This window comes from Shewanella sp. ENK2 (assembly GCF_043568515.1).
Lineage (GTDB): Bacteria > Pseudomonadota > Gammaproteobacteria > Enterobacterales > Shewanellaceae > Shewanella > Shewanella japonica.
This window is the reverse complement of record NZ_CP171406.1, coordinates 2,176,856-2,200,831: the sequence shown is the minus strand read 5'-3', so window position 1 is coordinate 2,200,831 and position 23,976 is coordinate 2,176,856. Positions and strand designations below refer to the sequence as shown.

At 42.0% G+C, this 23,976-nt stretch carries 22 protein-coding genes; 12 read left to right on the top strand and 10 right to left on the bottom strand.

All coding sequences use genetic code 11. The features are described from left to right. Nucleotides 1-15 precede the first annotated feature (15 nt). From motA to ACGEDC_RS09775, 4 genes are read left to right on the top strand one after another with little or no spacing between them, the layout of a single operon-like run. Complete coding sequence (motA, locus tag ACGEDC_RS09790) at nt 16-873, top strand: flagellar motor stator protein MotA (RefSeq protein ID WP_065110153.1); 858 nt, start codon at nt 16-18, stop codon at nt 871-873. Beyond that, nucleotides 873-1,874: a flagellar motor protein MotB gene (locus ACGEDC_RS09785; RefSeq protein ID WP_192021911.1), complete on the top strand. Its 1,002-nt coding sequence runs from the start codon at nt 873-875 to the stop codon at nt 1,872-1,874. The genes motA and ACGEDC_RS09785 overlap by 1 nt, the downstream gene beginning before the upstream one ends. Further along, nucleotides 1,874-2,299: a hypothetical protein gene (locus ACGEDC_RS09780; RefSeq protein ID WP_055025339.1), complete on the top strand. Its 426-nt coding sequence runs from the start codon at nt 1,874-1,876 to the stop codon at nt 2,297-2,299. Before ACGEDC_RS09785 ends, ACGEDC_RS09780 begins: the two co-directional genes overlap by 1 nt. Before the next feature lie 56 nt (nt 2,300-2,355). Continuing rightward, nucleotides 2,356-2,637, top strand: a complete 282-nt coding sequence (locus ACGEDC_RS09775; protein WP_055025340.1) for a hypothetical protein — start codon at nt 2,356-2,358, stop codon at nt 2,635-2,637. 8 nt (nt 2,638-2,645) lie between these two features. Here ACGEDC_RS09775 and ACGEDC_RS09770 read toward each other — a convergent pair whose 3' ends face one another. The 3 genes from ACGEDC_RS09770 to ACGEDC_RS09760 form a co-directional block, all read right to left on the bottom strand. Then, nucleotides 2,646-2,801: a hypothetical protein gene (locus tag ACGEDC_RS09770; protein ID WP_394497931.1), complete on the bottom strand. Its 156-nt coding sequence runs from the start codon at nt 2,799-2,801 to the stop codon at nt 2,646-2,648. 125 nt (nt 2,802-2,926) lie between these two features. Then, on the bottom strand, nt 2,927-3,589 hold the full coding sequence (locus ACGEDC_RS09765; protein WP_394497929.1) for a hypothetical protein: 663 nt from the start codon (nt 3,587-3,589) through the stop codon (nt 2,927-2,929). Nucleotides 3,590-3,767: 178 nt separating this feature from the next. Next, complete coding sequence (locus ACGEDC_RS09760; protein ID WP_055025342.1) at nt 3,768-4,220, bottom strand: Lrp/AsnC family transcriptional regulator; 453 nt, start codon at nt 4,218-4,220, stop codon at nt 3,768-3,770. 172 nt (nt 4,221-4,392) lie between these two features. Here ACGEDC_RS09760 and ACGEDC_RS09755 point away from each other — a divergent pair, with 172 nt between their 5' ends. Further along, entirely contained in the window at nt 4,393-5,571 is a 1,179-nt protein-coding gene (locus ACGEDC_RS09755) for a PrnB family protein (protein WP_394497926.1), read from the top strand. 14 nt (nt 5,572-5,585) lie between these two features. Continuing rightward, nucleotides 5,586-6,704 carry an aminotransferase class V-fold PLP-dependent enzyme gene (locus tag ACGEDC_RS09750; RefSeq protein ID WP_394498304.1) on the top strand — a complete coding sequence of 373 codons (1,119 nt, stop codon included), beginning with the start codon at nt 5,586-5,588 and terminating at the stop codon, nt 6,702-6,704. Nucleotides 6,705-6,718: 14 nt separating this feature from the next. On the opposite strand, the gene ACGEDC_RS09745 is transcribed toward ACGEDC_RS09750, so the two are convergent. The 4 genes from ACGEDC_RS09745 to ACGEDC_RS09730 form a co-directional block, all read right to left on the bottom strand. After that, entirely contained in the window at nt 6,719-7,249 is a 531-nt protein-coding gene (locus ACGEDC_RS09745; protein WP_394497924.1) for a type II secretion system protein, read from the bottom strand. Between the two features lie 30 nt (nt 7,250-7,279). Next, nucleotides 7,280-8,866 carry a sensor domain-containing diguanylate cyclase gene (locus tag ACGEDC_RS09740; RefSeq protein ID WP_394497922.1) on the bottom strand — a complete coding sequence of 529 codons (1,587 nt, stop codon included), beginning with the start codon at nt 8,864-8,866 and terminating at the stop codon, nt 7,280-7,282. Between the two features lie 356 nt (nt 8,867-9,222). Further along, nucleotides 9,223-10,434, bottom strand: a complete 1,212-nt coding sequence (locus ACGEDC_RS09735) for a dicarboxylate/amino acid:cation symporter (protein ID WP_282167527.1) — start codon at nt 10,432-10,434, stop codon at nt 9,223-9,225. A gap of 93 nt (nt 10,435-10,527) precedes the next feature. Continuing rightward, nucleotides 10,528-12,750: a carbohydrate-binding family V/XII gene (locus ACGEDC_RS09730; RefSeq protein WP_394497919.1), complete on the bottom strand. Its 2,223-nt coding sequence runs from the start codon at nt 12,748-12,750 to the stop codon at nt 10,528-10,530. Between the two features lie 216 nt (nt 12,751-12,966). On the opposite strand from ACGEDC_RS09730, the gene ACGEDC_RS09725 reads away from it, so the two are divergent. After that, entirely contained in the window at nt 12,967-13,908 is a 942-nt protein-coding gene (locus ACGEDC_RS09725) for a LysR family transcriptional regulator (protein ID WP_394497917.1), read from the top strand. A gap of 89 nt (nt 13,909-13,997) precedes the next feature. Here the strand turns inward: ACGEDC_RS09725 and ACGEDC_RS09720 are convergent, their stop codons facing one another. Then, the gene (locus ACGEDC_RS09720; RefSeq protein ID WP_394497915.1) at nt 13,998-15,545 is read right to left on the bottom strand and encodes a hypothetical protein; all 1,548 of its coding nucleotides are present in this window, start codon (nt 15,543-15,545) and stop codon (nt 13,998-14,000) included. A gap of 292 nt (nt 15,546-15,837) precedes the next feature. Beyond that, entirely contained in the window at nt 15,838-17,247 is a 1,410-nt protein-coding gene (gene glnA / locus ACGEDC_RS09715) for a glutamate--ammonia ligase (protein ID WP_055025348.1), read from the bottom strand. Nucleotides 17,248-17,717: 470 nt separating this feature from the next. On the opposite strand from glnA, the gene typA reads away from it, so the two are divergent. The 5 genes from typA to glnG all read left to right on the top strand — a co-directional run bounded on the left by typA (nt 17,718) and on the right by glnG (nt 23,288). Further along, nucleotides 17,718-19,535: a translational GTPase TypA gene (gene typA, locus ACGEDC_RS09710; protein ID WP_055025409.1), complete on the top strand. Its 1,818-nt coding sequence runs from the start codon at nt 17,718-17,720 to the stop codon at nt 19,533-19,535. 191 nt (nt 19,536-19,726) lie between these two features. Next, nucleotides 19,727-20,038 (top strand): pyrimidine/purine nucleoside phosphorylase, encoded by a 312-nt coding sequence (locus tag ACGEDC_RS09705; protein ID WP_080914636.1) that lies wholly within the window; start codon nt 19,727-19,729, stop codon nt 20,036-20,038. Nucleotides 20,039-20,129: 91 nt separating this feature from the next. Further along, nucleotides 20,130-20,672: a DUF4124 domain-containing protein gene (locus tag ACGEDC_RS09700; protein WP_055025350.1), complete on the top strand. Its 543-nt coding sequence runs from the start codon at nt 20,130-20,132 to the stop codon at nt 20,670-20,672. Nucleotides 20,673-20,804: 132 nt separating this feature from the next. Next, nucleotides 20,805-21,842 (top strand): nitrogen regulation protein NR(II), encoded by a 1,038-nt coding sequence (gene glnL / locus ACGEDC_RS09695; protein ID WP_055025410.1) that lies wholly within the window; start codon nt 20,805-20,807, stop codon nt 21,840-21,842. Between the two features lie 30 nt (nt 21,843-21,872). Then, complete coding sequence (glnG, locus tag ACGEDC_RS09690) at nt 21,873-23,288, top strand: nitrogen regulation protein NR(I) (RefSeq protein WP_055025351.1); 1,416 nt, start codon at nt 21,873-21,875, stop codon at nt 23,286-23,288. Between the two features lie 90 nt (nt 23,289-23,378). On the opposite strand, the gene ACGEDC_RS09685 is transcribed toward glnG, so the two are convergent. Next, entirely contained in the window at nt 23,379-23,963 is a 585-nt protein-coding gene (locus tag ACGEDC_RS09685) for an outer membrane protein (protein ID WP_394497910.1), read from the bottom strand. Nucleotides 23,964-23,976: the final 13 nt, after the last annotated feature.

Genomic DNA, 23,976 nt, shown 5'->3' with positions numbered 1-23,976 from the left:
TACCAGGCAGGAAATATGAGCAAGTTAATTGGGATATCGATCATTATTTTTTCAGTATTTGGTGGATATGTATGGGCAGGGGGCAGCCTAACCTCATTATGGCAACCTGCTGAAATCCTAATTATCTTTGGCGCTGGTTTAGGCGCATTAGTTATCGCCTCTCCCCGCGCCGTTCTCGATGAAATGGTTGAGCAAGTCAAATCTGTTTTCTCAACCGAAAAAGAAGATCCAGAGCTATACCCGCAGTTGTTTGGTTTAATGGGTATGCTAATGAGCCAAATCCAATCTCAAGGGCTAAAAGTTCTTGATGAACATATCGATAAGCCCAACGAAAGTTCCCTTTTCTTAATGTACCCAGCAGTGCTTGAACACCCTCAAGTACTGCAATTCCTCATCGACAACTTGCGCTTACAGTCGATTGGTAAGCTGTCACCTCACGATCTAGAACATATGCTAGCTGAGGAGATTGAACGGATTGAAGACGACAGTCTTAGGCCTTCTCATGCTTTAGCCAAAATAGCTGAAGCCATGCCAGGGTTTGGTATCTTAGCCGCAGTAATGGGCATTATCATTACCATGTCTAATATTGACGGTCCAATTACCATGATTGGCGTCAAAGTCGCTGCCGCGCTGGTCGGTACCTTTATTGGTATTTTCGCCTGTTATTGCTTTTTTGACCCATTATCGAAATCTCTTGAACATTTAGTCGATCGTAAAAGTGCACAACTGCGTTGTGTTGCGGCGGCGCTCACCGCCTTTGCTAAAGGCAAACCTCCGATGCTCGCACTTGATGCCGGTCGCAAACAGATTCAATCAGAAAACCGTCCTTCATTTATTGAGCTTGAACGCTGGATTGAGGAGCAACGTGGCTAATGGCAATTCAACCCGAACCGGTGATCATTAGCCGGAAAAAGCGTAAGAAAAAACATGCCGCTCATGGCGGTGCTTGGAAGGTGGCCTTTGCCGACTTTACCTTGGCCATGATGGCATTGTTTATGGTGTTGTGGATCATGCAAGTGGCCGATCAACGAGAACGCACCTTAATCGTGCAATACCTCAAAGGCGACATGTTCTCATCGGGCCCAATAAACCCGTTTGATTTAAGCAACTCATCGTCCATTATCGATTTAGAAGGCGGCATGAGTATCGAAACCTCTATCGTGCCGTCAGCAGGACAAGGTAAGAATGATATCGCTATCGATAAGCGTCACGCTCTAGGTGAACAAAGCTCTCCGTCAGGCAAAGGTAATGAGTTGAACTCAATCTTACCTGGTGAGTTTGAAACCCAAGCACAATTAGAGTTGTTGGCGCGCGAAATAGACAAGATTATTGCCAATGTCGATATGAGCGCCAATGTGAACTTACAAATAGTGCCTCAAGGGATTCGAATTCTTGTTCACGACAATGTTGAGCAATTCATGTTTACCCGTGGCAGTGCCACTATCCAACCTTACTTTGAAGATTTACTACTGGCTTTGGGTGAACTACTAGGGCAAATCAATAACGGTTTGAGTATTTCTGGCCATACCGACTCATTGCCATTTGCCGGTAGTACATTCACCAATTGGGAACTGTCGAGCCAACGTGCATTACTTGCTAGACGTATTCTTGAGGCCGGTGGTGTTGACTATAAGCAAGTCGTACAAGTAACAGGTATGGCAGATCAGTCGCCTTATGTTCCAGACGAACCTGCAGCGGCGGCAAACAGGCGCATTGAGCTACTGGTATTAACCCAAGAGGCCGAAGAGAGCCTGAGGATGATGACAGGGCTACAAAGCCGCCACAGTAAAGATAATCAAGATATTAATCTTAAAGTTGATTCAGCAATCAAAGCTGCCGAACAAAACATGCCAAGAACACGGTATCCAAACTAATGAATACAGATCAAGAGCAGGTGACGGAATTTATTGAACGAGAGCAACGCGAGGAGACCACTGCACCTGTTGTTACAGATAACCGAGATCATATTAGACACAGTCTAAGAGAGTCCAATGAAGAGCTCGCACAAGCTTGCGATGGGATCAGCGTAAAGTTACATCAAAAAATCTGGTTTATCACTCAAGAGTTAGGGATTGCCAATATCAAAGATATTAGCTTAGGCGGAGTAGGATTAATCACTCCTCTTCAGCTTGAGCTAAATCAATCGATTTGGCTCGAAGTGGAGCAATCCTTATTTGAATTTACCATTATGAGACAGTATCCAATTAACCAAAGATTAAACTTTATTGGCGGCAAGTGGAAATCAAAGCCAGACGACATCAACAAACTCTTGGTGTATATCAATAACGCCAAAGCGTAATAACCGTAAACCACTGAATCACTAATGTTTCTGTCGTAAACGATAGGGAGAGAATTATGCGCGCCAGAGATAGAAGAAAAGGACCTGATGGCTTACAAAAGCTCTTTCTTTATCTAATATTGTTGGAATGGTTTTTACTGATTTATACGACCTCAACAATCAGTAAAATGACTTTTCGCCAAGGGCTATTAACCTTAGCTTTGCTTCTGGGTTTTAATTTAATTCTCGGTAAGCTATGTACCAAAAGAGCTAAACGCACCACGGACGGCTATATTATTTATCCAGTGATTTGTGGCGGCTTACTGTCATTTTTATTGTTGTTATTCTTTATTTTTTAAATCGTTCGTTATTGATTACAAGGTCGAGGGTCTGCTTTACAGGCTGATAAATTAACCTTAATACCTGTGGCAGTATCTTGCTGTAAAATCTGTAAACTCAATTGCGCTGCTTTTTGTTTCATCGCAATAAAGTCTGCATCATCGACAGAGCGAAAGGACCACAAGTCACCATCATCTAATGGCTCAGCCTGTGTGGCATCTAGGTGGTTAGCATGCCTATCATTTAAATAGGTAAACTCAACATTAAGTATATTATCAACACCTAAGCGGGTAACCTCAGCAGCGGTAATTACAGCTTCATCCCCCCTGTCGCATTTATCGCCTGTGTATCAATAATCGCATCAAACCGAGATTGATCAGCAAAATGAAACACCATATTGGGCGACAGATGCTTAAAGGTAAACCCCATTTGATTCGTCATGAATTTACCGGCCTGCCAGCGCTGATAAAGTGACGTAAATGAGGCATCTTGCTGCCACATTTTAACGACCTGTGCTTGGTATTTATCTTGTAACAAGGTCCAAGCTGAAGCGACTAGGTTTGGGTCAACCTGAATATTAAACGGGCTAAAGAAATCGTGTTGTAGTAGATATTCCGCCAATACAATGTATTGCTCACGCACAATGTGTGGCAATGTCAGGCGCTTTATCGTGGAGTAATCGGAGAGCTCACAATACCCCTTTGTTGCCGAGCGGCGGTAATCACTACATACTTCCACTTCAAGCTTTTTGACATCAAAACGTCGCACCTCAAAGTGACTAAAGTTGACAACATCAATCTGTTTTTGCTCTCTATCTTGTAAAGCATTAAGCGCCGCATGGTGAAAATCGGCATCTGTACGACAATGATTACATTGGATACTAATTTGAGTATTAAATACATTAGCCTGAATAGATCCACTCATAAGCAATAATGCTATTAAAATAAGCCAAGCAAAGTTAACGCTTTTCATTCAAAGTCCATTTCCAACAACATCTATCATTTGCAACCACCTAGTAAATGATATTGAGTGTTCACTAAAAACCCAGAGGCAATATTGCACCTAGCCTATCGTATAAACTAACTGTATTACATCAACTTAAGACTGCAATCTCTTAATTTCATCCTATGTTTTACAGCCTTATCAAAGGTTAGATGGGTAACACAGTACGACTGAAGTTTTGTTTAAGCACCACAGTCGATTCAATCCCAGCAACGCAATCAATGCTCCCTAAAGCTGACTTCACAAATTGCTCATAACTCAATAAATCGGCTGCCACAATTTTTAATAGGTAATCATGTGCTCCTGTCACCACAGAACACGCCATAACTTGTGGCAATTGAGCAACAGTAGACTCAAACAAGCGCGCCGAATTATCAGAATTTTCTTTTAATCGAATAAAAGCGTATACCACGACATTTAAATCCAACTTTTTAGGTTCTAAGTGGGCACCATACCCAATAATGACGCCCTGCTGTTCGAGTTTTTTCACTCGCCGTAAACAGGGAGTGTCTGACATATTTAGTTGGTTAGCTAACTCGGATATCGCAATACGACCTTGATGCTGTAGCACATTGAGTAATTGTCGATCCTTTTTGTCCATCGTGAGTAACCCAGCTTAAAAATGAGTGAATTTCACTCAAATTATCACATTTTTGAGTTAATTCCTGCGCAAAGATGAATTTTTAGCCACTCAATTTGGTGAATTTCCCCACGGCATAATGCTAGCCTAGATCCCATTACATTAAACCTATACCAGCATAAGAGTGTCATCGATGAAAACACCGACCCGCCATACCCAAGCTTTTGATGAATGGATCCGTCATCGATTTGTGGCGTTAAATGATCAGCTTGAGCAGGCCTATTTTGAGCAAGCTGATAAAAACAATGTCGAAGGTATTGGCGATGACATAAAACAAGTGTTACTCACTCAAGGCAATGACTTAATCAGTCATTTATTGGAGGAAGGCAATACCGATCAAGGATTTGACAGTGCCTTCGATTTGCTCGGTAATGTGGGATTATTTATGGCAGCTTGTCGTCGCCATGAAATTACTGAGCCCTCCAGAGAAACCCACTCACCTCTAAAACAAGCATCGGCATTAGCGATGCATATTGGCGCCTCTATTGGTGTCACGCCCAGATTCGCAACCGCACATTTAACCACCCACAACCGTGCTGTTAATGGCACATATAAACGCTTTACCAGCCTCGAAGACGAGCAGATATTTGTCGACTACAACACCAAAGGGATTTTGGCATATAAACGGGCAGCTGATGCCCTACTAAAAATCCAACCTTTAGGTATTTCCCACCCGATTTGCTTCGACCTATTAACCGTCGCAGAACAGGCATTATCTGAAGTTATAGATTCAAATAGCCGCTTATTCAATAAATTAGATGCAGACCGATTTTTCTACTGTGTTAGACCTTATTACAAACCCTATCGAGTAGGTTCACAGGTTTATCGTGGCGCCAATGCGGGTGACTTTGCCGGTATCAATGTGATTGATTTACAGCTAGGGCTATGTGCTGCCAACGACCAATCTTACTCTCAACTTTTAGTCGATAAATTTTTATACATGATGCCTGAGGATCAGCGGATTTTACGTGACTGTATGCGCCGTCAAAGCATCATGGATGACTTCTTACTTCAACGTTCAGCCAGTCAACAAGCTTGGTATCAAAAAAATCTGCAACAATTTCTTGTGGTGTGCCAACGTCATGGCCAAGGCGCCATTCAGCATCACGACCAACTTGTAAGTAAGTATATTAGCCAGCCATCTACCGACATGGCACAACAACATATGGCAAAAGTCACCGCCAGTGGTCCGCCATTGCCAGTATTGATTGCAGCGCTAGAGAAGCTTCGAGACCGCCGTGCAGCAAACAAACGTGATGATATTCACACTCGTTTTGACGATATAAAAACATTACAGGCCAGCTTAAAATGAATCAATCACAAAGCATGAGCGACACGTTGAAACAGGACTTTTGTTTAGCCGATGGCACATATTTGCTCAGCCATTCGGTGGGCAGGCCGCTTATTAGTGCCCAACAAGCCTTCGGGGAAGCGTTCTGGGCGCCGTGGCAACAAAGCAATATTGAGCCTTGGCAGCAATGGCTTGCAATAATAACCGATTTTCAACACGCCCTAGCAAGACTATTTCATCACCAAGCCGATGCGTTTTGCCCCCAGGTAAACTTGTCAAGTGGACTCACTAAGCTAGTGATGTCCATTCCTCGATTGCAACGTCGTAATAGCGTCATTTTAATGAGTGAAATTGACTTTCCGAGTATGGGATTTGCAATAAAAAAAGCATTACCAGACTGTGAAATTCGTTTTATTCCTAAACAGCTAGATATCACCAATGAAGCCGTGTGGCAGTCGCACATCAACGAGGATGTAGACTTAGTTTTTATTAGCCATGTTTATTCTAATACCGGTCAACAGGCACCAATTCGCCATATAATTAACCACGCAAAGCTGCAAGGTTGCCTGAGTTTAATTGACGTCGCTCAGTCAGCTGGGATCATTCCCATTAACCTAAGCGAACTGAACCCAGATTTTATGATTGGCTCTTGTGTTAAGTGGCTATGCTCAGGCCCGGGCGCTGCTTACTTATGGATTAACCCGTGGCAATTAGAAAATTGTCGCCCGCAAGATGTCGGCTGGTTTTCCCATGAAAACCCTTTCGAGTTTGATATCCATCACTTTAGCTATCACCCGAGTGCACTGCGGTTTTGGGGAGGAACGCCTTCGATTGCGCCATACGCTATTGCGACAAATAGTCTGCAATATTTCCACCGTATCGGCATTGAACATTTGCGCCAGCACAATCAACAAATGATCCAAAAACTCACTAAGGCCCTTGCTGACTTTACGGTATCACCGCGAGATGCTTCACGCCAAAGCGCAACAGTCATTTTAGATTTTGGAGCGCGACAACAACATATTATGACAATGCTTAAAAACCATAATATCAGCGTTGATGTACGTAATATGGGAATGCGAGTGTCACCACATATTTATACTGATGCTGATGACATCCACACTTTTATTGATCGAATCCAAGCAGAGTACTAAACAAAACCAGTAAACTAACAGCCAGCAAGATCCCTCTCAATTAGTGGGGTTTCGATGGCAGTTTGAGGCTCTGAGTAACGAATTTCACAGTCATTCACTGAGTAATCTGCAGCAGGCCTGATACGTAAGCCACTTCGGCCACCAATATTGTAGCGGGTCAGTTCAAAGTCATCTCCATCAACAATATTTATTGCTCGCGCTATACCCGCTTCAGTGTTTCTTGGATAACCATAAGCTAAACTTATTCGTTCGCCTTCAACTACAATAGTATTGCTGCCACTTGCTGGCGCAGTTGAGTCACAATCTCGACTGATAACACACGCTGAGTGAACGAGCTCTTTAGCACTACCAATGGCACCTGACACGCCTTGCATTTGACCTGCGTAAGCATCTTGTTTTAAGTCAATGAATTTCGGCGCAGCAATGACAGATAAAATGCCTAAAACAATAATCACGACGACAAGCTCAATTAAACTAAACCCTTGCTCACGTGCAGAAAAACAAGCCATTTGCTGAGACTTATAAGGTATATAGAGACTACGCATATCCCCTCCAAAAATAACAACAAAGCATCATCAACTTGCCACTGCAACTTGGTTTTTACCCTGATGTTTTGCACGATACATTGCGGTATCAGCACGATGAATTAAGCTATCCGTGTCTTTATCTTTCCCTATTGATAGCGCAAGCCCAATACAGGCGCTAATTGCTATCACTTTATCCTCAATAATCAATGGTTCACTGAATAATTGTAGTAGTTTTTCAGCGGCACATTCAGCTGCTACGATAGAATCCATATTTGGCATCAGTACAATAAACTCATCGCCACCGTATCGAGCTAATACATCATCAATGAACAAATGTTTATTGACCTTGTCAGCCAAGGTTTTCAATAAGATGTCACCGACTTTGTGGCCGTATTGATCATTGACGGCTTTGAAACCATCGAGATCTATAAACAATAAAGAAAAGTGTTTACTCTCGTGCAATAACGACGCTATTTGCTCCCTGATTGCCACACGGTTGGCAAGCCCAGTCACTGTGTCATGGTTAGCTAAATGAAGCGCTTTAGCCTGCGCTTGAGCCAAATCAGCGGTTCTGCGTGCGACTCTAATTTCTAGCTCTTCTCGACCATTACGAATTTCTAATGACATTTGTCTAAAACTATCGAATAACTTGGCAAATTCAGCAGTATGAAAACCACGATAACGTCGAGAAACAGTATCGCTAGCCTCTTCGGTAATAAGGCGTGTTTTAGCCGTTAAAATATCAATTGGGCGAGTGATTAAACCAACAATCCACCAGCTAATAGCGCAGCACACCAATAACGAAACAAACGCAATCAATAAGGTCACTTTAATCACATCAAATGCACGTTGATCTAACTCAGTCAATGGCTGCGGTATCATCACGCCCCAACCTGTTGCTGGCACAACATCAAATCCCGCAATCATATCTGCTTTCACTGCAGGTGAATAAAACTGGCTCACGCCAGACTCTCCCGCCATCATTTGCTGAACGATACTGATCTTGCTGATGTTTTTAGCTTCAGACTGCCATTGTTTATTTGGGTGCGCCAATACATTTCCTAACTGATCGACAATAGCAGCATGCCCTTTCTCACCAAAAATGACCGCATTTTGCACTTGTTCAATATAAGTCGCTTTTAAGGTAGCTAACCAAATATTGCCATCAGCGGTTTGACGGATCATGTACAAAGTGGGCACATCGACACCTTGTTTATGTACAGGAGTAAATCGTGCTTGCGCTAGCCCTGTTAATTCAAAAGGATTGAGCTCGCTGGTTAAGTCATCAGGTTGAGCTTGCTCTGAGCCCAAAAGTACCCTTTTACGCTGACCATTTGGTTGATACATGGCAATAGATGCGACATCAATGGAGTTCAATAGCAGCTGCATATCATTGTCTAATTCAGCTTTGTTGGCGCTGGTATTGGTCACCGCAGTAAATATGGCTAAGGCATCCACAGCATATCGATTTAATGCCGTGGTAATGTTATTGGCAAGCAATAAGTGCTTGTCATAGACCATCTTATATTCGTTTTCGAGGGCAGAATTTGCAGACCAAAATGAAATTGCTGTAATGGGGATTATTGACATAAAAGTCATCACCAGAAACAGTAAATGACGAAAAGGTAATTTCATTGAGATTCCATGCTCAGGTTACTTCGCTAATTTACAATAATAAAACCGTGTATAGAAACGCGGCTCAGTCATATCATCACGCATTAGCATCTGTTATACGCCTTAAAATGACGTTTATTTTTCTCATACTTAGTCAATTAATCTACATAATGTTGCATGAGCTAAGTGTAAAATAATGTTACAAAATTTGATGCGCATTGTTACATATGCTCAAAGACTGTTCAACCATTAGCGTCGAAAACTGAATAGTTACTCTAGTTGTAATGAATGGCCTATAGCAATAAGCAGTAAAAGCCATTCTCACAATCATCAAACCTGGTTATTTAGATAATAAAACACGCTGATTGATAAACGATTTAACCGACTGATTCGGCCTGATATTGTTTACCATTAATTCGCTCAATAATCTGCGTTGCGGTTAAATCATGCACTACGTTAATCACGGTTGATGCCGCATCTGTAATTGCTCCCAGAATCACCAAGATAGGGATCACCTCAAGGGGCAGTCCCAAGGTGGTGACAATAAAGATTTCTCCAAGAAAAGCGCCTCCCGGGACTCCACCTATCACAAACGCAGACAACACCGAAATTAAAATGGTGAGCATGAATACCTCAGAGGTAAACTCCATCCCCAGCAACGAGTATATAAACACTATCTTCAAAGCCGTGATCATTGCTGCACCGCCTTTATTTAAGTTCACCAATAACGGCAAACTTATCTCAGCAATCTGCTCATTCAAGCCCATTTTGCTGGCACTGCGAATATTGACCGGTAAGGTCGCAAGTGATGAACTGGTGCCCAATGCTGTTACTGCTGGTGCCAGCATATGTTGCCAAAAGCGCTTTACGCCCTGAATACCTCCACCAAGCCATGCGTATACAGTTGACCCTAAGGTGAGGTAGACCAGAGTCGCCACCAAGAATAATCCCACGGCACGGGCAAAGGTGCCCATTAACTCTGCATCTTGGCTGGCCATAGTGGCAGCAAAATAGGCCCCTAAGCCAATGGGCGCAAGATACATTAATATGGCAATGATTTTCATGATGACTGTATTTAAGCTATCCAGTAACGCAGAAACTTTACGTCCATCTTCGCCTGATTGACCAATGGCGATGCCACTAATCACTGACATAATAATTAATGCCAAAATATTCGATTTAGACAATAACCCCACAAAATCATTCGCTGTCAATAAACTTACAAAATCCATACTCCCTGCGGTTTCCACAGTCTCTTTTAGCTCAAGCGTGACCCCTTGAGCAGGATCATAAGCCAGTGCTAACAACACAATGCCAATTGCGGGGATCATAGCCATCATCACTGATACCGCCATGATCGAGGCGAGAATCGCCCCTAATGCTTTTAAGTCAGTCATTTTGGCAATCGATGACATAACGCTAACTGCAACTAATGGCACGATAATCATGAACAATAAATTCAGAAAAATTTGCCCGATAGGTTTAAGTTTTATTGCCATTTCTGGCAGTAAAAAACCAAACATCCCACCCAGCATTAACGCCACAAGTAGAATTATCGATGAGCGATAAGCTTTAAGTGTGTTCCACATAAATCCATTCCATTATTAACATCTGATTTCAATCTTTATTTCAATGATGCAGAAGTGAATAAAGCCTGTAAAAACAGGCTTTATTCATCTGAACTAGCGACGTCCCCTAGCATGACCTTCTCTTGCCATACCGGATTGACGAGCTTGTCGTGAACGATTCAAACTTTGATGATCAAAGCCGCCAGTAGGACGGCTACGGTTAATTGAATTATTCATATTTGAAGGTCGTGTTGTCGGCCTACTTGACGGCATAGTAGAAGGCCTAGACGTGGGCTGAGTCGATGGACGACTAGACGGTAAAGTTGAAGGCTTGCTTACACTGCTAGGTTTACTCAAATCACGAGTAGACGGCGCAGTATTCCATTTACCATCACTGCGATTTTCCCACTTACCTTGATTATCACGAGCCACGTTGCCGTGCTTATCGGCAAACACATCATTTGTACGATTCTTGTTGTGCGTCGCTTTTTTAAGGTTTTGATTAGCAATTGCAGGGCTGGCTAACCGATCTCGGGTCGCAGGGCGTTGATATAAGTTATCTCGACCGACTCGATTACCATTAATATTAGCTTTATTCATTCTATTGGAAATTTTAGTACGATTACCGACATTGATACTGTTCCCAATGTTGATGTCACCAGTATTGATCACTACAGGACGGCGATACCCGCCACCGTAGTAACCACCACAACAACGATAAGGTCGATGATAACCATAACCTCCGCCCCACACGACGCCTGCACGGAAAAAACCATTACTCCAGGTCACACCCACATTCCAGCCTGTCCACGGGTTATAGCCAACATGCAAGCCCCAGGTTGGTGGACGAGGATAATAATAGCGGCCCCAATAAGGTGGGTAATACCAACCCGTACCGTAAATCGGTACGCCATAGTATGGATACGACCACATATAACCTGGGGTATATCCAACATACACCACCTCTGGGGTTGAATCATAAACTTGCACATAGGTCGTGTTATAAACAGGTGAGCTAGCCGGTATTTGCGCGATTTCTTCATTCGGGATCTCATCAGCAACAATCCACGGACCTTTAGCCGTTTTTGATGTAAACCACACACCATTATCAACGGCGTAATACACCTTATTAATCAACAAGACTTGGGTAGAGGTATTCACAGCATAAGAAACGGCTGTGCCAGTTACAGCTTCAAACTTAGGTTCGCCGTCATATTCGACTTCTAGCTTGGCTTCATCACGTTTAATGGCTGCAGTTTGTGGAATTTGCGCATCGAGCATCGCTTGATTCGCTTCATCAGTGCCAGCAACTGATACTCTCAAGCCACCAATATCAGACTCAGGTGGAATATCATTAAAGCTTTCAGGTAACTTATCACCTCTCACAAAGGCCCAAGGACCAGCTTGTTTTTTCGAGTTAAACCAGCGTCCAGAAAGCAAAACATACATGTCGCCTGAACTGGTTTCTCTAATCCACGGTGTTTCGGTATTACTAACGTACAATAACTTACCATCAATCAGACTCAGCCATTTAGGGGCACCATCTGTCGAGACTAACTCAGTTGGTTCATCAGAAGTAATAATGTGCGGCGCATTAGCCGTACTTTTAGCTGGCTCGTCATCTTCGGTATTAACCATACTGACCAAGTCTTCAGGTGGATAAAGAGTGACTTGCCAAGGCCCCATTGGATCGTCCGCAACGTACCAATAAGTCCCACTGCTCAAGTACAGTTTTTTAGATTTTTTATCTCTAGCCACTGCGAATGGCGTATTCAGTATTCGCTCGTAATCACTATTGTCGATATCACGGAATTGAGGTTCGCCATCATAAGACAGCAACACACTCAGCCTTGAGCTGAAAATAATTTCTGGCGCGTCATTTTTAATATTATCTAAACTGCGTTTAACTTGGTCTGCAGTTTCTAAACTGGCAGAAAGGCGTGCCATTGAGATTTCAAAACTGGTGCTCGCTAATGCTTCAGATACCGTATCGGTAAAGGTTTGCTGATCTTCTTCAGTTGATGACGGCCAGCGTACTTCTGTCACCTGAATATTGCGAACCGTAGTGACATCATCATTTGTATCGATTCTGGCACTAAACCAAAAAGCGCCAAATACTGGGTCTGCTTGGTCTTTCACTTCAAATGACATAGCCGCACGACTTTGCAGCACATTACCTTCAAGCGATTCTGGCTGTGGCTGATATACCACTAACGTACCTAGCTTAGTTTCGACTTCTTGAGGCCATTCGAGAGCCATTGCAGAAAAGGAACAAATCCAAAGCGTCAAGCTAATGCAAAGCTTATGAAACCATCGATGACTGGCGTAATTAATCATTATCCTTCCTTAGTCTTAGCTGGCGTAATATTGAGTATAACGGGCTGTGCTGAATTCGCTTCGAACAGTAGCAACGATTAATCCATTTGATTGCACAATTAATATACCGACAATTAACTGCAAAAGGGAAAAATCTTTATAAAATACAACTATAAATTGAGGTAAGTAGAGGATAACTGCTAGATTAGATTCACCAGCAAAATGAAAGGCAAAACCATGGCTAAAAATTTATTTCAGAACCTTGATTTGAACCTGTTACATGTCTTTTTCATTTTGTACCAAGAACGAAATATGCGTTTAACCGCCAATCGTTTATTCGTCACTCAGCCCGCTATCAGTAAATCACTACAAAAGCTTCGCCATCATTTTGATGAAGAGTTGTTTGTGAAAATATCTACTGGCCTTGAGCCTACGTCATTTGCTGACAAGCTTTATAAAAGTGCTAGCCCAATCTACCAAAATCTTGAAATTGCGATTAACAGTGCCAATGTTTTTTCACCTGAAGCGTTAGATGACACGCTAAATATTGCCCTTTCTTCATTCTTACTCAACAGTATCGGCAGTAAGCTGTATGGCATAATTCATGCTGCGGCACCAAACTGCAAAGTTCATATGTATAAATGGTCTAATGACACTTTAGCTAGTATTCAACAAGATCAAATACATTTAGGAATTAATTATCAAGGAAGTCAGTTGCCTGGAGAGATTTCTGAAACTGTGATAGCTCAAGATACGTTTAAATGCTACGTGAGAAATGGGCACCCTTGTAAAAAGAATATTATCACTATCCCTGAAGCTGCCGAATTTGACTTTGCCACTATCATCGCAGCAGATTGGAATGCCACTCGCACTTTTGCTCAACAAGTCTTTGAAAAATATAATCTAGATTACTCTATTAAGTTTCGTTCAGAACTGCCTTCTGCTGTTATTGAGGCCGTGAGTAAAACAGACATGATTGTGCCTTTATCTGGCTTTCTTGATATGAGCCTTTACCCTCAATTACGTGCTATTAAGTTTAAAAACAAAGAAAAATGGCTTCAGCAAGACATTGCTACATATATCCACTATAAAAATCGTTCCAGTCCATTAATGAATTGGCTTAGCCACCTTATAGCACAAGTATTTGATGAGAGTTCACAAAAAAGCCCAGCACAATAAAGTACTGGGCGTGAGCAACCAAATGGCTAAATTTAGGTAAATAGGTATTGAAACACAATCAATACCTCATTAATCAAGCTCTAGGCCGATTACTGTTTAACAATTTCGAAATTAGAAAGACTAAATTGATGTTGATTTAGTGTCGTGCTGCCACTTCTTAGAACCGCATGACTACCTAAAGCATCAAAACCTTGATACGACACAAGTTCACAATCTTGGTTAGCTTTTGTAAATGTGTCCCAATCTTGAGTTAATTGATAACTAATACTGTCTGCTTGCAGCCCTGCTTTACAATAAAAGTTAATGAACGCGTCTTGTTCATTCTCTAATGAAACTTGCGGGTTAGCTAACTCTGATAACGTTGTCACGCCTGCTTCAAAGCCTTCTATTTGAATACCCACTGAAGTACGTGACTGGGTATTTTTTATTTCCACACTTTGTCCTACGCACGTGCCATTATCAACACGATGATAATCACAATCCTCTTCTACAATAACGTCATATGACATATGTACTTGAACGACATCATCCTCTTGAGCTTGAGCATTACGATGAATAATGTTCACCAAGCCTAAGCCAAACTCATGACGTCCTTTTTGAAACGCTAAATCGTCTCTTTCTTCCGTAAACTCTGCCCAAGAGTTGAAGTTCTCAGCTTCTCCAGCACTACACGAATTCGTGTCGTAAAACTTCACAGTTTCATCGCTAAAAATGGTCGCACATTTAGTTGCAACGCCATCAGATAGCCAAATATTGGTGTAGCCATATAATTCATCGTCTTTTTTCATCCATGCTTCAAATTTAACTTGAGCAATAGAAACATCAGAAGGCACTAATAAGCCAGTCTGTGGAAACGCTTCAGAGTTCACAGTTGCGGTATAAGTAGCAGTTTCAGGATCAAGGGCTACCAATTCTAACCCCTTATAGCTAAAATCCGGCTCTGGAATAGTTGGCTCTTGAGGCTCAGCAGGTCGATCAACAATATCCCAATCGTTCTCAATTTCGAAACCACCATCACCTTCAATGATGTACCACTTATGATGTTGGCCTACTACAGCTTCTAATTCTTGTTCGAAAGGTCCCATTTCTGTAACCCCTTCGATAATGTATATTTCACCATTTACGAATGCGTGAAAGTAGCTTTTCTCTTCGCTGTCATATAGCTCTTCACCATTAACCTTAATGTTGTCGATTTTTTCACTTGAATCAACCGTCACATAAGTAAAATGCCTATTCTCAAGCGTCATTGTGTACGAATCGATATCTGTCGCTACCGTCATATTTCCCGCTACAGAATACTCATCTGTGACTTCAGCTTCTAACTTTTCTAAGATTTCACCATGTACAACTTCTAAATGGTAACCATCTCTTACTTCAAAGATATAACTATCATCAATACTGAAAGGACCAATCGCTTCTTCTTTATTATCAACTCCGTTAATAAGAAGGTAATAATCATCAGTTAATAAATGATCGCTAGCAGAACCTGCAACATCTGTGGCCATAGGATCGATAATTAACCCGTAGTCAAAACCAACAGTAATGGTTCTGTAATCACTTTCTGGAGATGAAGAATCTGATGAACAAGCTGTCATTAAAGCAGCAGTAACGAGCGTGGTTAATAGTTTAACTTTCATTTGTTTCTCTCATTAAATTTAGTCTTGAGGATGAGTGGTCCCACCTTGTTGCTATACCGTCACCTGACTGTGTAAGCGCTTGTTATGGAGCGTATATTAGTGACTAAAATGAAAGGTGAATAATTGTTAATCCTTATTAGCATCATAACCAAAAGTTATCAGATACATATTGATACAATTCAATTTGGAATGAGATAAGGCGAAAAGTAACCAATAAAAAAGCCCTTGATGATAATCATCAAGGGCTTTGAATTTAGCCTATGGCCAATTTACATGAGCGTTAAGCCAAGGCTTATAGGCTGTAGTAAAGTTGGAATTCCATTGGGTGAGTAGTACGAGATACTTGCTCACACTCTTCAGACTTAAGTGCAATGTAAGACTCAATAAAGTCTTTACTGAATACATCACCCTTAGTTAAGAATTCGTGGTCAGCTGCTAAGTTTTCTAGTGCGTTTTCTAGAGACGTTGCAACTTGTGGGATCTCAGCCGCTTCTTCAGCAGGTAGGTCATATAGATCTTTATCCATTGCTTCACCTGGATGAATCTTGTTTTGGATACCGTCAAGACCAGCCATTAGCAATGCAGAGAATGCTAAGTATGGGTTAGCGGTTGGATCTGGGAAACGTGTTTCAATACGACGAGCTTTAGGGCTTGGTACCACTGGGATACGGATTGAAGCACTACGGTTACGTGCTGAGTAAGCAAGCATTACAGGCGCTTCGAAATGCGGTACAAGGCGCTTGTATGAGTTAGTACTTGGGTTAGTGAATGCATTCAATGCACGAGCGTGCTTGATGATACCACCAATGTAGTAAAGTGCAGTTTCACTTAAACCTGCATATTTATCGCCAGAGAATAAGTTAACGCCATCTTTAGCTAAAGATTGGTGAACGTGCATACCACTACCGTTATCACCAACAATTGGCTTAGGCATGAATGTCGCCGTTTTACCGTATGCATGAGCAGTGTTATGAACAACATACTTCATGATTTGGATTTCATCCGCTTTGTTTGACAGCGTGTTGAAACGTGTCGCAATTTCGTTTTGACCCGCTGTAGCAACTTCGTGATGATGCGCTTCAACAACTTGACCTAATTCTTCAAGAATTAGACACATTGCACTACGAATGTCTTGTGATGAATCAACTGGTGCAACTGGGAAGTAACCACCTTTAACGAATGGACGGTGACCAGTGTTACCATCTTCGTAGCTAGTACCTGAGTTCCATGCCGCTTCTTTCGCGTCAACTTTTACGAAAGTACCTGACATGTCAGTACCAAACTTAACGTCGTCAAATAAGAAGAACTCTGGCTCTGGACCAATTAATACAGTGTCAGCAATACCGGTAGATTTTAAATACTCTTCTGCTTTCTTAGCGATTGAACGTGGGTCACGCTCATAACCTGTCATAGTAGAAGGTTCTAAAATGTCACAACGAATAAGACCAGTCACTTCTTCAGTAAACGGATCAAGTAAGAAAGAAGAAGGATCTGGCATCAATACCATGTCAGATTCGTTAATACCTTTCCAACCGTTGATAGATGAACCATCGAACATTTTGCCATCTTCAAAGAAATCTTCGTTTACTTGATGAGAAGGAATAGAGACGTGCTGCTCTTTACCTTTAGTGTCTGTAAAACGTAAATCTACGAACTTAACTTCTAGTTCTTCAATTTGTTTTAATATTGATTCAACTGACATTCTTAAGCCTCCGGTAGGGTAAAGGGTTGTCCCTTAATATAATCTTGTTATTCGTCAGACAAACTATCTGCTTTGCGAATTTGTTCAATTAAAAGCTATTTCCATGCCAGAAAGGTAAGTGATTGATTTAAAGCTTAATAAAAAAATCACTAGCCATAGGAAAAGCCATATTGCACAAATACGGTGCACCACTATGATCACAATTGGTGCAAAAGTCCATTTCGGTGCAGGGTTTTTAGCGCATGAATTGATCTAGTTCATTAAAGCGTCATTTTATTGCGGCAGTATGATCCTTTTTCGTTTTTATCTTCTATCTTTAGTGTTTAATTTTTTATTAAAAACGACCTGTTCAAAAATAATCCTATCTACTCGGCGCTCGGTGGAGTAGAATGGCACGCTTTTTTATAGTGGCTATACTTATCAGCCCTATAAACTCCTATTTTTTATTTGATGGTATAGAGGTTTTATCCGTGTTAGAGAATTTACGTAACATCGCCATTATTGCTCACGTTGACCATGGCAAAACGACCTTGGTAGACAAGCTATTGGCTCAGTCAGGCACCCTTGAAAGTCGAGGCGAAGCCGCAGAACGTGTAATGGATTCTAACGATCTTGAAAAAGAACGTGGTATCACCATTCTGGCAAAAAACACTGCCATCAAATGGAACGACTACCGTATTAACATCGTAGACACTCCTGGTCACGCCGATTTCGGTGGTGAAGTAGAGCGTGTTCTATCTATGGTAGATTCAGTTTTATTATTAGTAGACGCAGTTGACGGCCCAATGCCTCAAACTCGCTTTGTTACTAAAAAGGCATTCGCACAAGGCCTTAAGCCAATCGTTGTTATCAACAAGATTGACCGCCCAGGTGCACGTCCTGATTGGGTTATCGACCAAGTATTCGACTTATTCGACAACCTAGGTGCAACTGACGAACAGTTAGATTTCCCTATCGTTTACGCTTCTGCATTAAACGGTTTCGCGACTCTTGATCCAGAAGAAACAAGCGAAGACATGACACCGCTTTTCCAAGCGATTGTTGAGAAGGTTTCTTCTCCTGATGCAGATGCTGAAGGTGAGTTCCAAATGCAAATCTCTCAACTTGATTACAACTCATACGTAGGTGTTATCGGTGTTGGTCGTATTAAGCGTGGTAGTGTTAAAACTAACCAGCAAGTCACAATCGTTGATGCTGAAGGTAAAACTCGTAACGGTAAAATGGGCCAAGTATTAGGTTACATGGGTCTAGACCGTCACGAAGTTGCTGAAGCCAACGCCGGCGATATCGTTGCGATTACCGGTTTAGGTAACTTACAGATTTCTGACACTGTTTGTGGTGTTAACCAAGTTGAAGCATTACCTGCATTATCAGTTGATGAGCCAACGTTAACAATGACTTTCCAAGTGAACACTTCTCCGTTCGCAGGTAAAGAAGGTAAGTACGTTACATCACGTAATATCCTTGAGCGTCTAGAACAAGAACTAGTCCACAACGTTGCACTACGTGTTGAAGAAACTGATTCTCCAGATCGTTTCCGTGTTTCTGGTCGTGGTGAGCTTCACCTTTCTATCTTAATTGAAAACATGCGTCGTGAAGGTTACGAATTAGCAGTATCTCGTCCAGAAGTTATCACCAAAGAAATCGACGGTGAGATGTGCGAGCCATTCGAAACATTAACTGTTGACGTTGAAGAAGAGCACCAAGGCACCGTAATTGAAAAATTAGGTATGCGTAAAGGTGACATGAAAGATCTACAACTAGATGGTAAAGGTCGTGTACGTATCGACTTCATCATTCCTAGCCGTGGCTTAATCGGTTTCCAAACTGAGTTCATGACTGCAACTTCTGGTACAGGTCTTATCTACCATTCATTCGACCATTACGGTCCAGTGAAAGGCGGTGACATCGGTCAACGTGCTAACGGTGTATTGATTTCTAATGCAACAGGTAAAGCCCTAACATTCGCATTATTCGGTTTACAAGACCGTGGTCGTCTATTAATCGGTCACGCTGCAGAAGTTTACGAAGGTCAAGTGATTGGTATTCATTCACGTTCTAACGACTTAACTGTTAACTGTCTGAAAGGTAAGCAGCTAACCAACATGCGTGCATCAGGTACAGATGAAGCACAAGTGTTAACTCCGCACATCCAAATGACACTTGAGCAAGCACTTGAGTTCATCGATGATGATGAGTTAGTTGAAGTAACACCTGAAAATATTCGTGTTCGTAAGCGTCATTTAACAGAAAATGACCGTAAGCGTGCTAGCCGCTCTGGTAGCTAAGTTTAGCTAACGTAATTTGAATATGAAAACCCGCTCAGGCGGGTTTTTTATTGCCTGTTATTCTAATAAGTACCAGTACAGCAAATAAAAAACTGATTTCATCTAACCTATAACCTAACAGTCTTTATATTCACTTTAAACGAATATATATTCACCCTTACTTATTGTCTCTTAGGTTGGAATATCGCAAAATGTCTGTGATTCAAAATGTTAACGTGGCTAATCAAGCCAATATTTACTTTGATGGTAAAGTCATCAGTCGCACAATTCATTTTACTGATGGTAGTCATCAAACCCTTGGGGTTGTGCTACCTGGTGAATATAACTTTGATACCAGCCAAGCTGAAATCATGAATATCACCTCTGGTAAATTTGAGGTGTTATTACCTCATGCCACAGATTGGACAACCGTCACAGCAGGCGAATTATTTGAATTAGATGCCAATGTTAACTTTAAAATTCGCACTAACGAAATCAGTGAATATCGCTGCCAGTACAAGTAATTAGCGTCAGCAGTTCATCAGTAATTGCTGATTTTATGTTAAAAAGAAGCTAATATTAATGTGTTGAACGCCAAAGGTGAAGGAATCCCACATGCGCTTAGTCTTAATCATTAGTCTCATTTTAACCAGTATTGTCCTCTCAAGCAGCCATGCAACGGTTTATCGCTGGGTAGATGAGAATGGTAAAGTCCACTACAGCGACGAACCAAGGGAAAATGCCGAAACAGTAGAGCTCAATCAAAATACGCAAAATAGCATTTCTGTTCGTGTTCCTGCCGAAGTGGATTCCAATACAAAACCAGCTGAAGCGGTTACCTACAGGGTGAGAATCGTTAATCCCACTCAAGAAGAAACCATCAGAAGTAACCAAGGAAACTTCACTGTTGTCGCCAGTGCGGCGCCAGAACTACCCAATGGTTATTTACTTGCACTGTATATTGACGACATTCTTTATGGTCAGCCTCAATCCAGTGCAATCTTCAATGTCACTGAAGTAAATCGCGGTGAACATAATCTTGTCGTTAAGATTTTGACCCAAAACGGCAAAGTCCTTGCATCAAGTTCTGCTAGAAAGATATTTCTACATCAGGCTTCCATTCTTAATAAACCTAGACCAACACCTAGGACTGAATAAAAATATTGTTTTTCATATAGATAGAGAAACAATATTAAAAGATTATTAAATTGATTGTCGATGTAGAATAAGTTGCTTAGTGCACCATACTGGTGCAACATGGTGGTGCAACTTCAATATGCAGGACAATTGATGGATACAAATAATCTGCTGAATCATTTAGTTACCGCTGTTCTTGTTATCGATAGCAAACTGATGCCTCATTATGCCAATGCGGCAGCTGAGCAGCTGTTAGGGATCAGTGTAAATAAATTGCGAGAACAGCGTTTGCCTGAACTCTATCAGTTTATGGGAGTAGAGTCTGAACTCTTAATTGATTCGGTAAAAGCCAGCCAAGGGATTACAGTTAATACTGCTGCGTTAATAACCCTTGACGGTGTGCACCACATTATTGATATCACCTTGATCCCCATGGAGCATGAAGATGACTTAAGTCTGCTCGAGCTAAGACAAGTCGATCAGCAACATCGTATCCACCAGCAACTGAACTTAGATGCCCAACAACAAGCTGCGCAATTCTTAGTGCGCAACCTTGCCCATGAAATTAAAAACCCATTAGGCGGCCTCAGAGGTGCAGCCCAGTTACTTTCACGTGAGTTAGCTGAGCCGCAATTAAAAGAGTTCACCGATCTAATTATTGAGCAAGCCGATAGGCTAAGAAACTTGGTTGATAAGCTATTGGGACCACAACGTCCTACCCAGCATACCGAACACAATATCCACCAAGTAGTGCAAAAAGTCTTAAAACTGATTGAGTTAACCCTACCGGATAACGTCACGTTAGCGCGAGATTACGATCCATCCATTCCCGATATGAATATGGATCCTGATCAACTGCAACAAGCCGTGCTTAACATAGTACAAAATGCCACTCAGGCGCTTGAGAAAACCGGTGGCGAAATACTCATTAGAAGTAGAACCCAGCATCAAGTCACTATTGGCACTCAAAGGTTCAAATTAGTATTGGCGCTATCGATTATTGATAACGGACCTGGGATCCCGGCAGAACTACTGGATACATTGTTTTATCCAATGGTAACAGGCAGAGAGGACGGCTCAGGTTTAGGCTTATCGATTGCGCATAATATTGCACGATTACATGGAGGTCGCATTGATTGCGTATCGGCACCAGGGCACACAGAATTCACCATTATCCTGCCATTACAATAACATGCCATTGATGGCTATTGAGGAAGTAACATGAGTATAAGCGAACAAGTTTGGATCCTCGACGATGATAGTTCTATTCGCTGGGTATTAGAAAGAGCCCTACTGGGTGCCAAGATTTCTACTGCCAGCTTTGCTGCGGCCGAGTCATTATGGCAAGCATTAGAAATCTCACAGCCTATTGTGATTGTGTCAGATATCCGCATGCCTGGAACTGATGGCTTAACCTTGCTTGATCGCTTACAAATGCACTACCCGCATATTCCAGTCATTATCATGACGGCGCACTCTGATTTAGACAGTGCCGTCAGCGCTTACCAAGCGGGGGCCTTTGAGTATTTACCAAAGCCATTTGATATTGATGAAGCCATTGCGTTAGTGGAACGCGCACTGACCCATGCAACAGAACAAGTCCCTCCGCCAGCTGAAGAACCCGAAGTGGTGAAAACCCCTGAGATCATTGGTGAAGCACCTTCAATGCAGGAGGTATTCCGTGCGATTGGTCGCCTATCTCGTTCATCCATTAGTGTATTAATAAATGGTCAATCTGGTACTGGTAAAGAACTGGTTGCTGGCGCACTGCATAAACACAGCCCTCGTAAAGATAGCCCTTTTATCGCATTGAACATGGCTGCTATTCCAAAAGACCTAATAGAGTCTGAACTATTTGGTCATGAAAAAGGCGCCTTTACAGGAGCAGCCAATGTCCGCCAAGGTCGCTTTGAACAAGCCAATGGCGGAACTCTGTTTTTAGATGAAATTGGCGACATGCCACTTGATGTGCAAACCCGCCTTTTACGTGTTCTTGCCGATGGGCAGTTCTATCGCGTCGGTGGCCATGTGGCAGTACAGGTCGATGTGCGAATTATTGCCGCAACACACCAAGACTTAGAATTATTGGTGCAAAAAGGCGATTTTCGTGAAGATTTATTTCACCGCTTAAACGTGATTCGAGTACACCTACCGCCACTGTCGCAGCGTCGTGAAGATATTGCCCAATTGGCCACCCATTTTTTGATTTCTGCAGCAAAAGAAATCGGTGTAGAGCCAAAAGTACTGACAAAAGAAACAGCAACCAAATTAGAGCAATTACCTTGGCCCGGAAATGTTAGACAACTTGAAAATACATGTCGCTGGTTAACGGTGATGGCCTCAGGCCAAGAGATTTTGCCTCAGGATTTACCCGCTGAGTTACTTAAAGACCCAGTCGCTTCAGGTGAAAGAACTGACGGTGTTTCAGATTGGCAAGTGGCATTAACCCAATGGATTGATGAAAAGCTATCTGCGGGTGAAAGTGATTTGCTCACAGAAGTGCAACCAGCCTTTGAGCGGATATTATTAAAAACAGCGCTCAAGCATACTCAAGGCCATAAGCAAGAAGCAGCAAAACGTTTAGGCTGGGGGCGAAACACCCTCACGCGTAAACTCAAAGAATTAGAAATGGATTAATTTACGACAAGAGTTAAAACAAAAAGGATAGCGAAAGCTATCCTTCTTTATTTACACTCGCTTTATCTTTTTATACTAAGAGCACTCAGTTTAAAACTGGTAATGCAGCCCCAATGCTAACTGCGAAGTATCTGCATCAATATCTAGCATTTCAGAACGATCGGCATCTAAGTCACCGGTGGCATACTCATAACTTAAACGTAAGCGCAGTGATTCGGAAACAGCAGCTGTTATGCCAACACCGTAAAGCACATTAACACCACTCCAATCGGCAGTATCAAAGCCTTCGTCATAATCGTAATCAGGGTCAACTTCGAGTGCACGAATCGCTAAGCCCACTTTACCAAAAACAGAAAAGGTATCATTGATAGCCCAAGTAAATTTCGGCGCAGCCGAAAAAACAGCTAAACCAAGATCAACACGACCATCTTGTAGATCATTGGTCAGCATCCATTTTCCTTCGATGCCAAACCAATGATTGAAGTTATAACCACCATAAGCACCGAAACCTGCACCAGAATCGTCAAAACTGCCGACTTCCAGTTGTACATTACTCAGTTCACCACCCACATACCAACCCGTATCGCGGGCTTTATGTTCTTCGGCTGTGACATTAAAAGATAAACCGACCATTAATATTGCACTTGCTACTACAGATAAGCGTTTCAATATCATTCCTTAATAATTC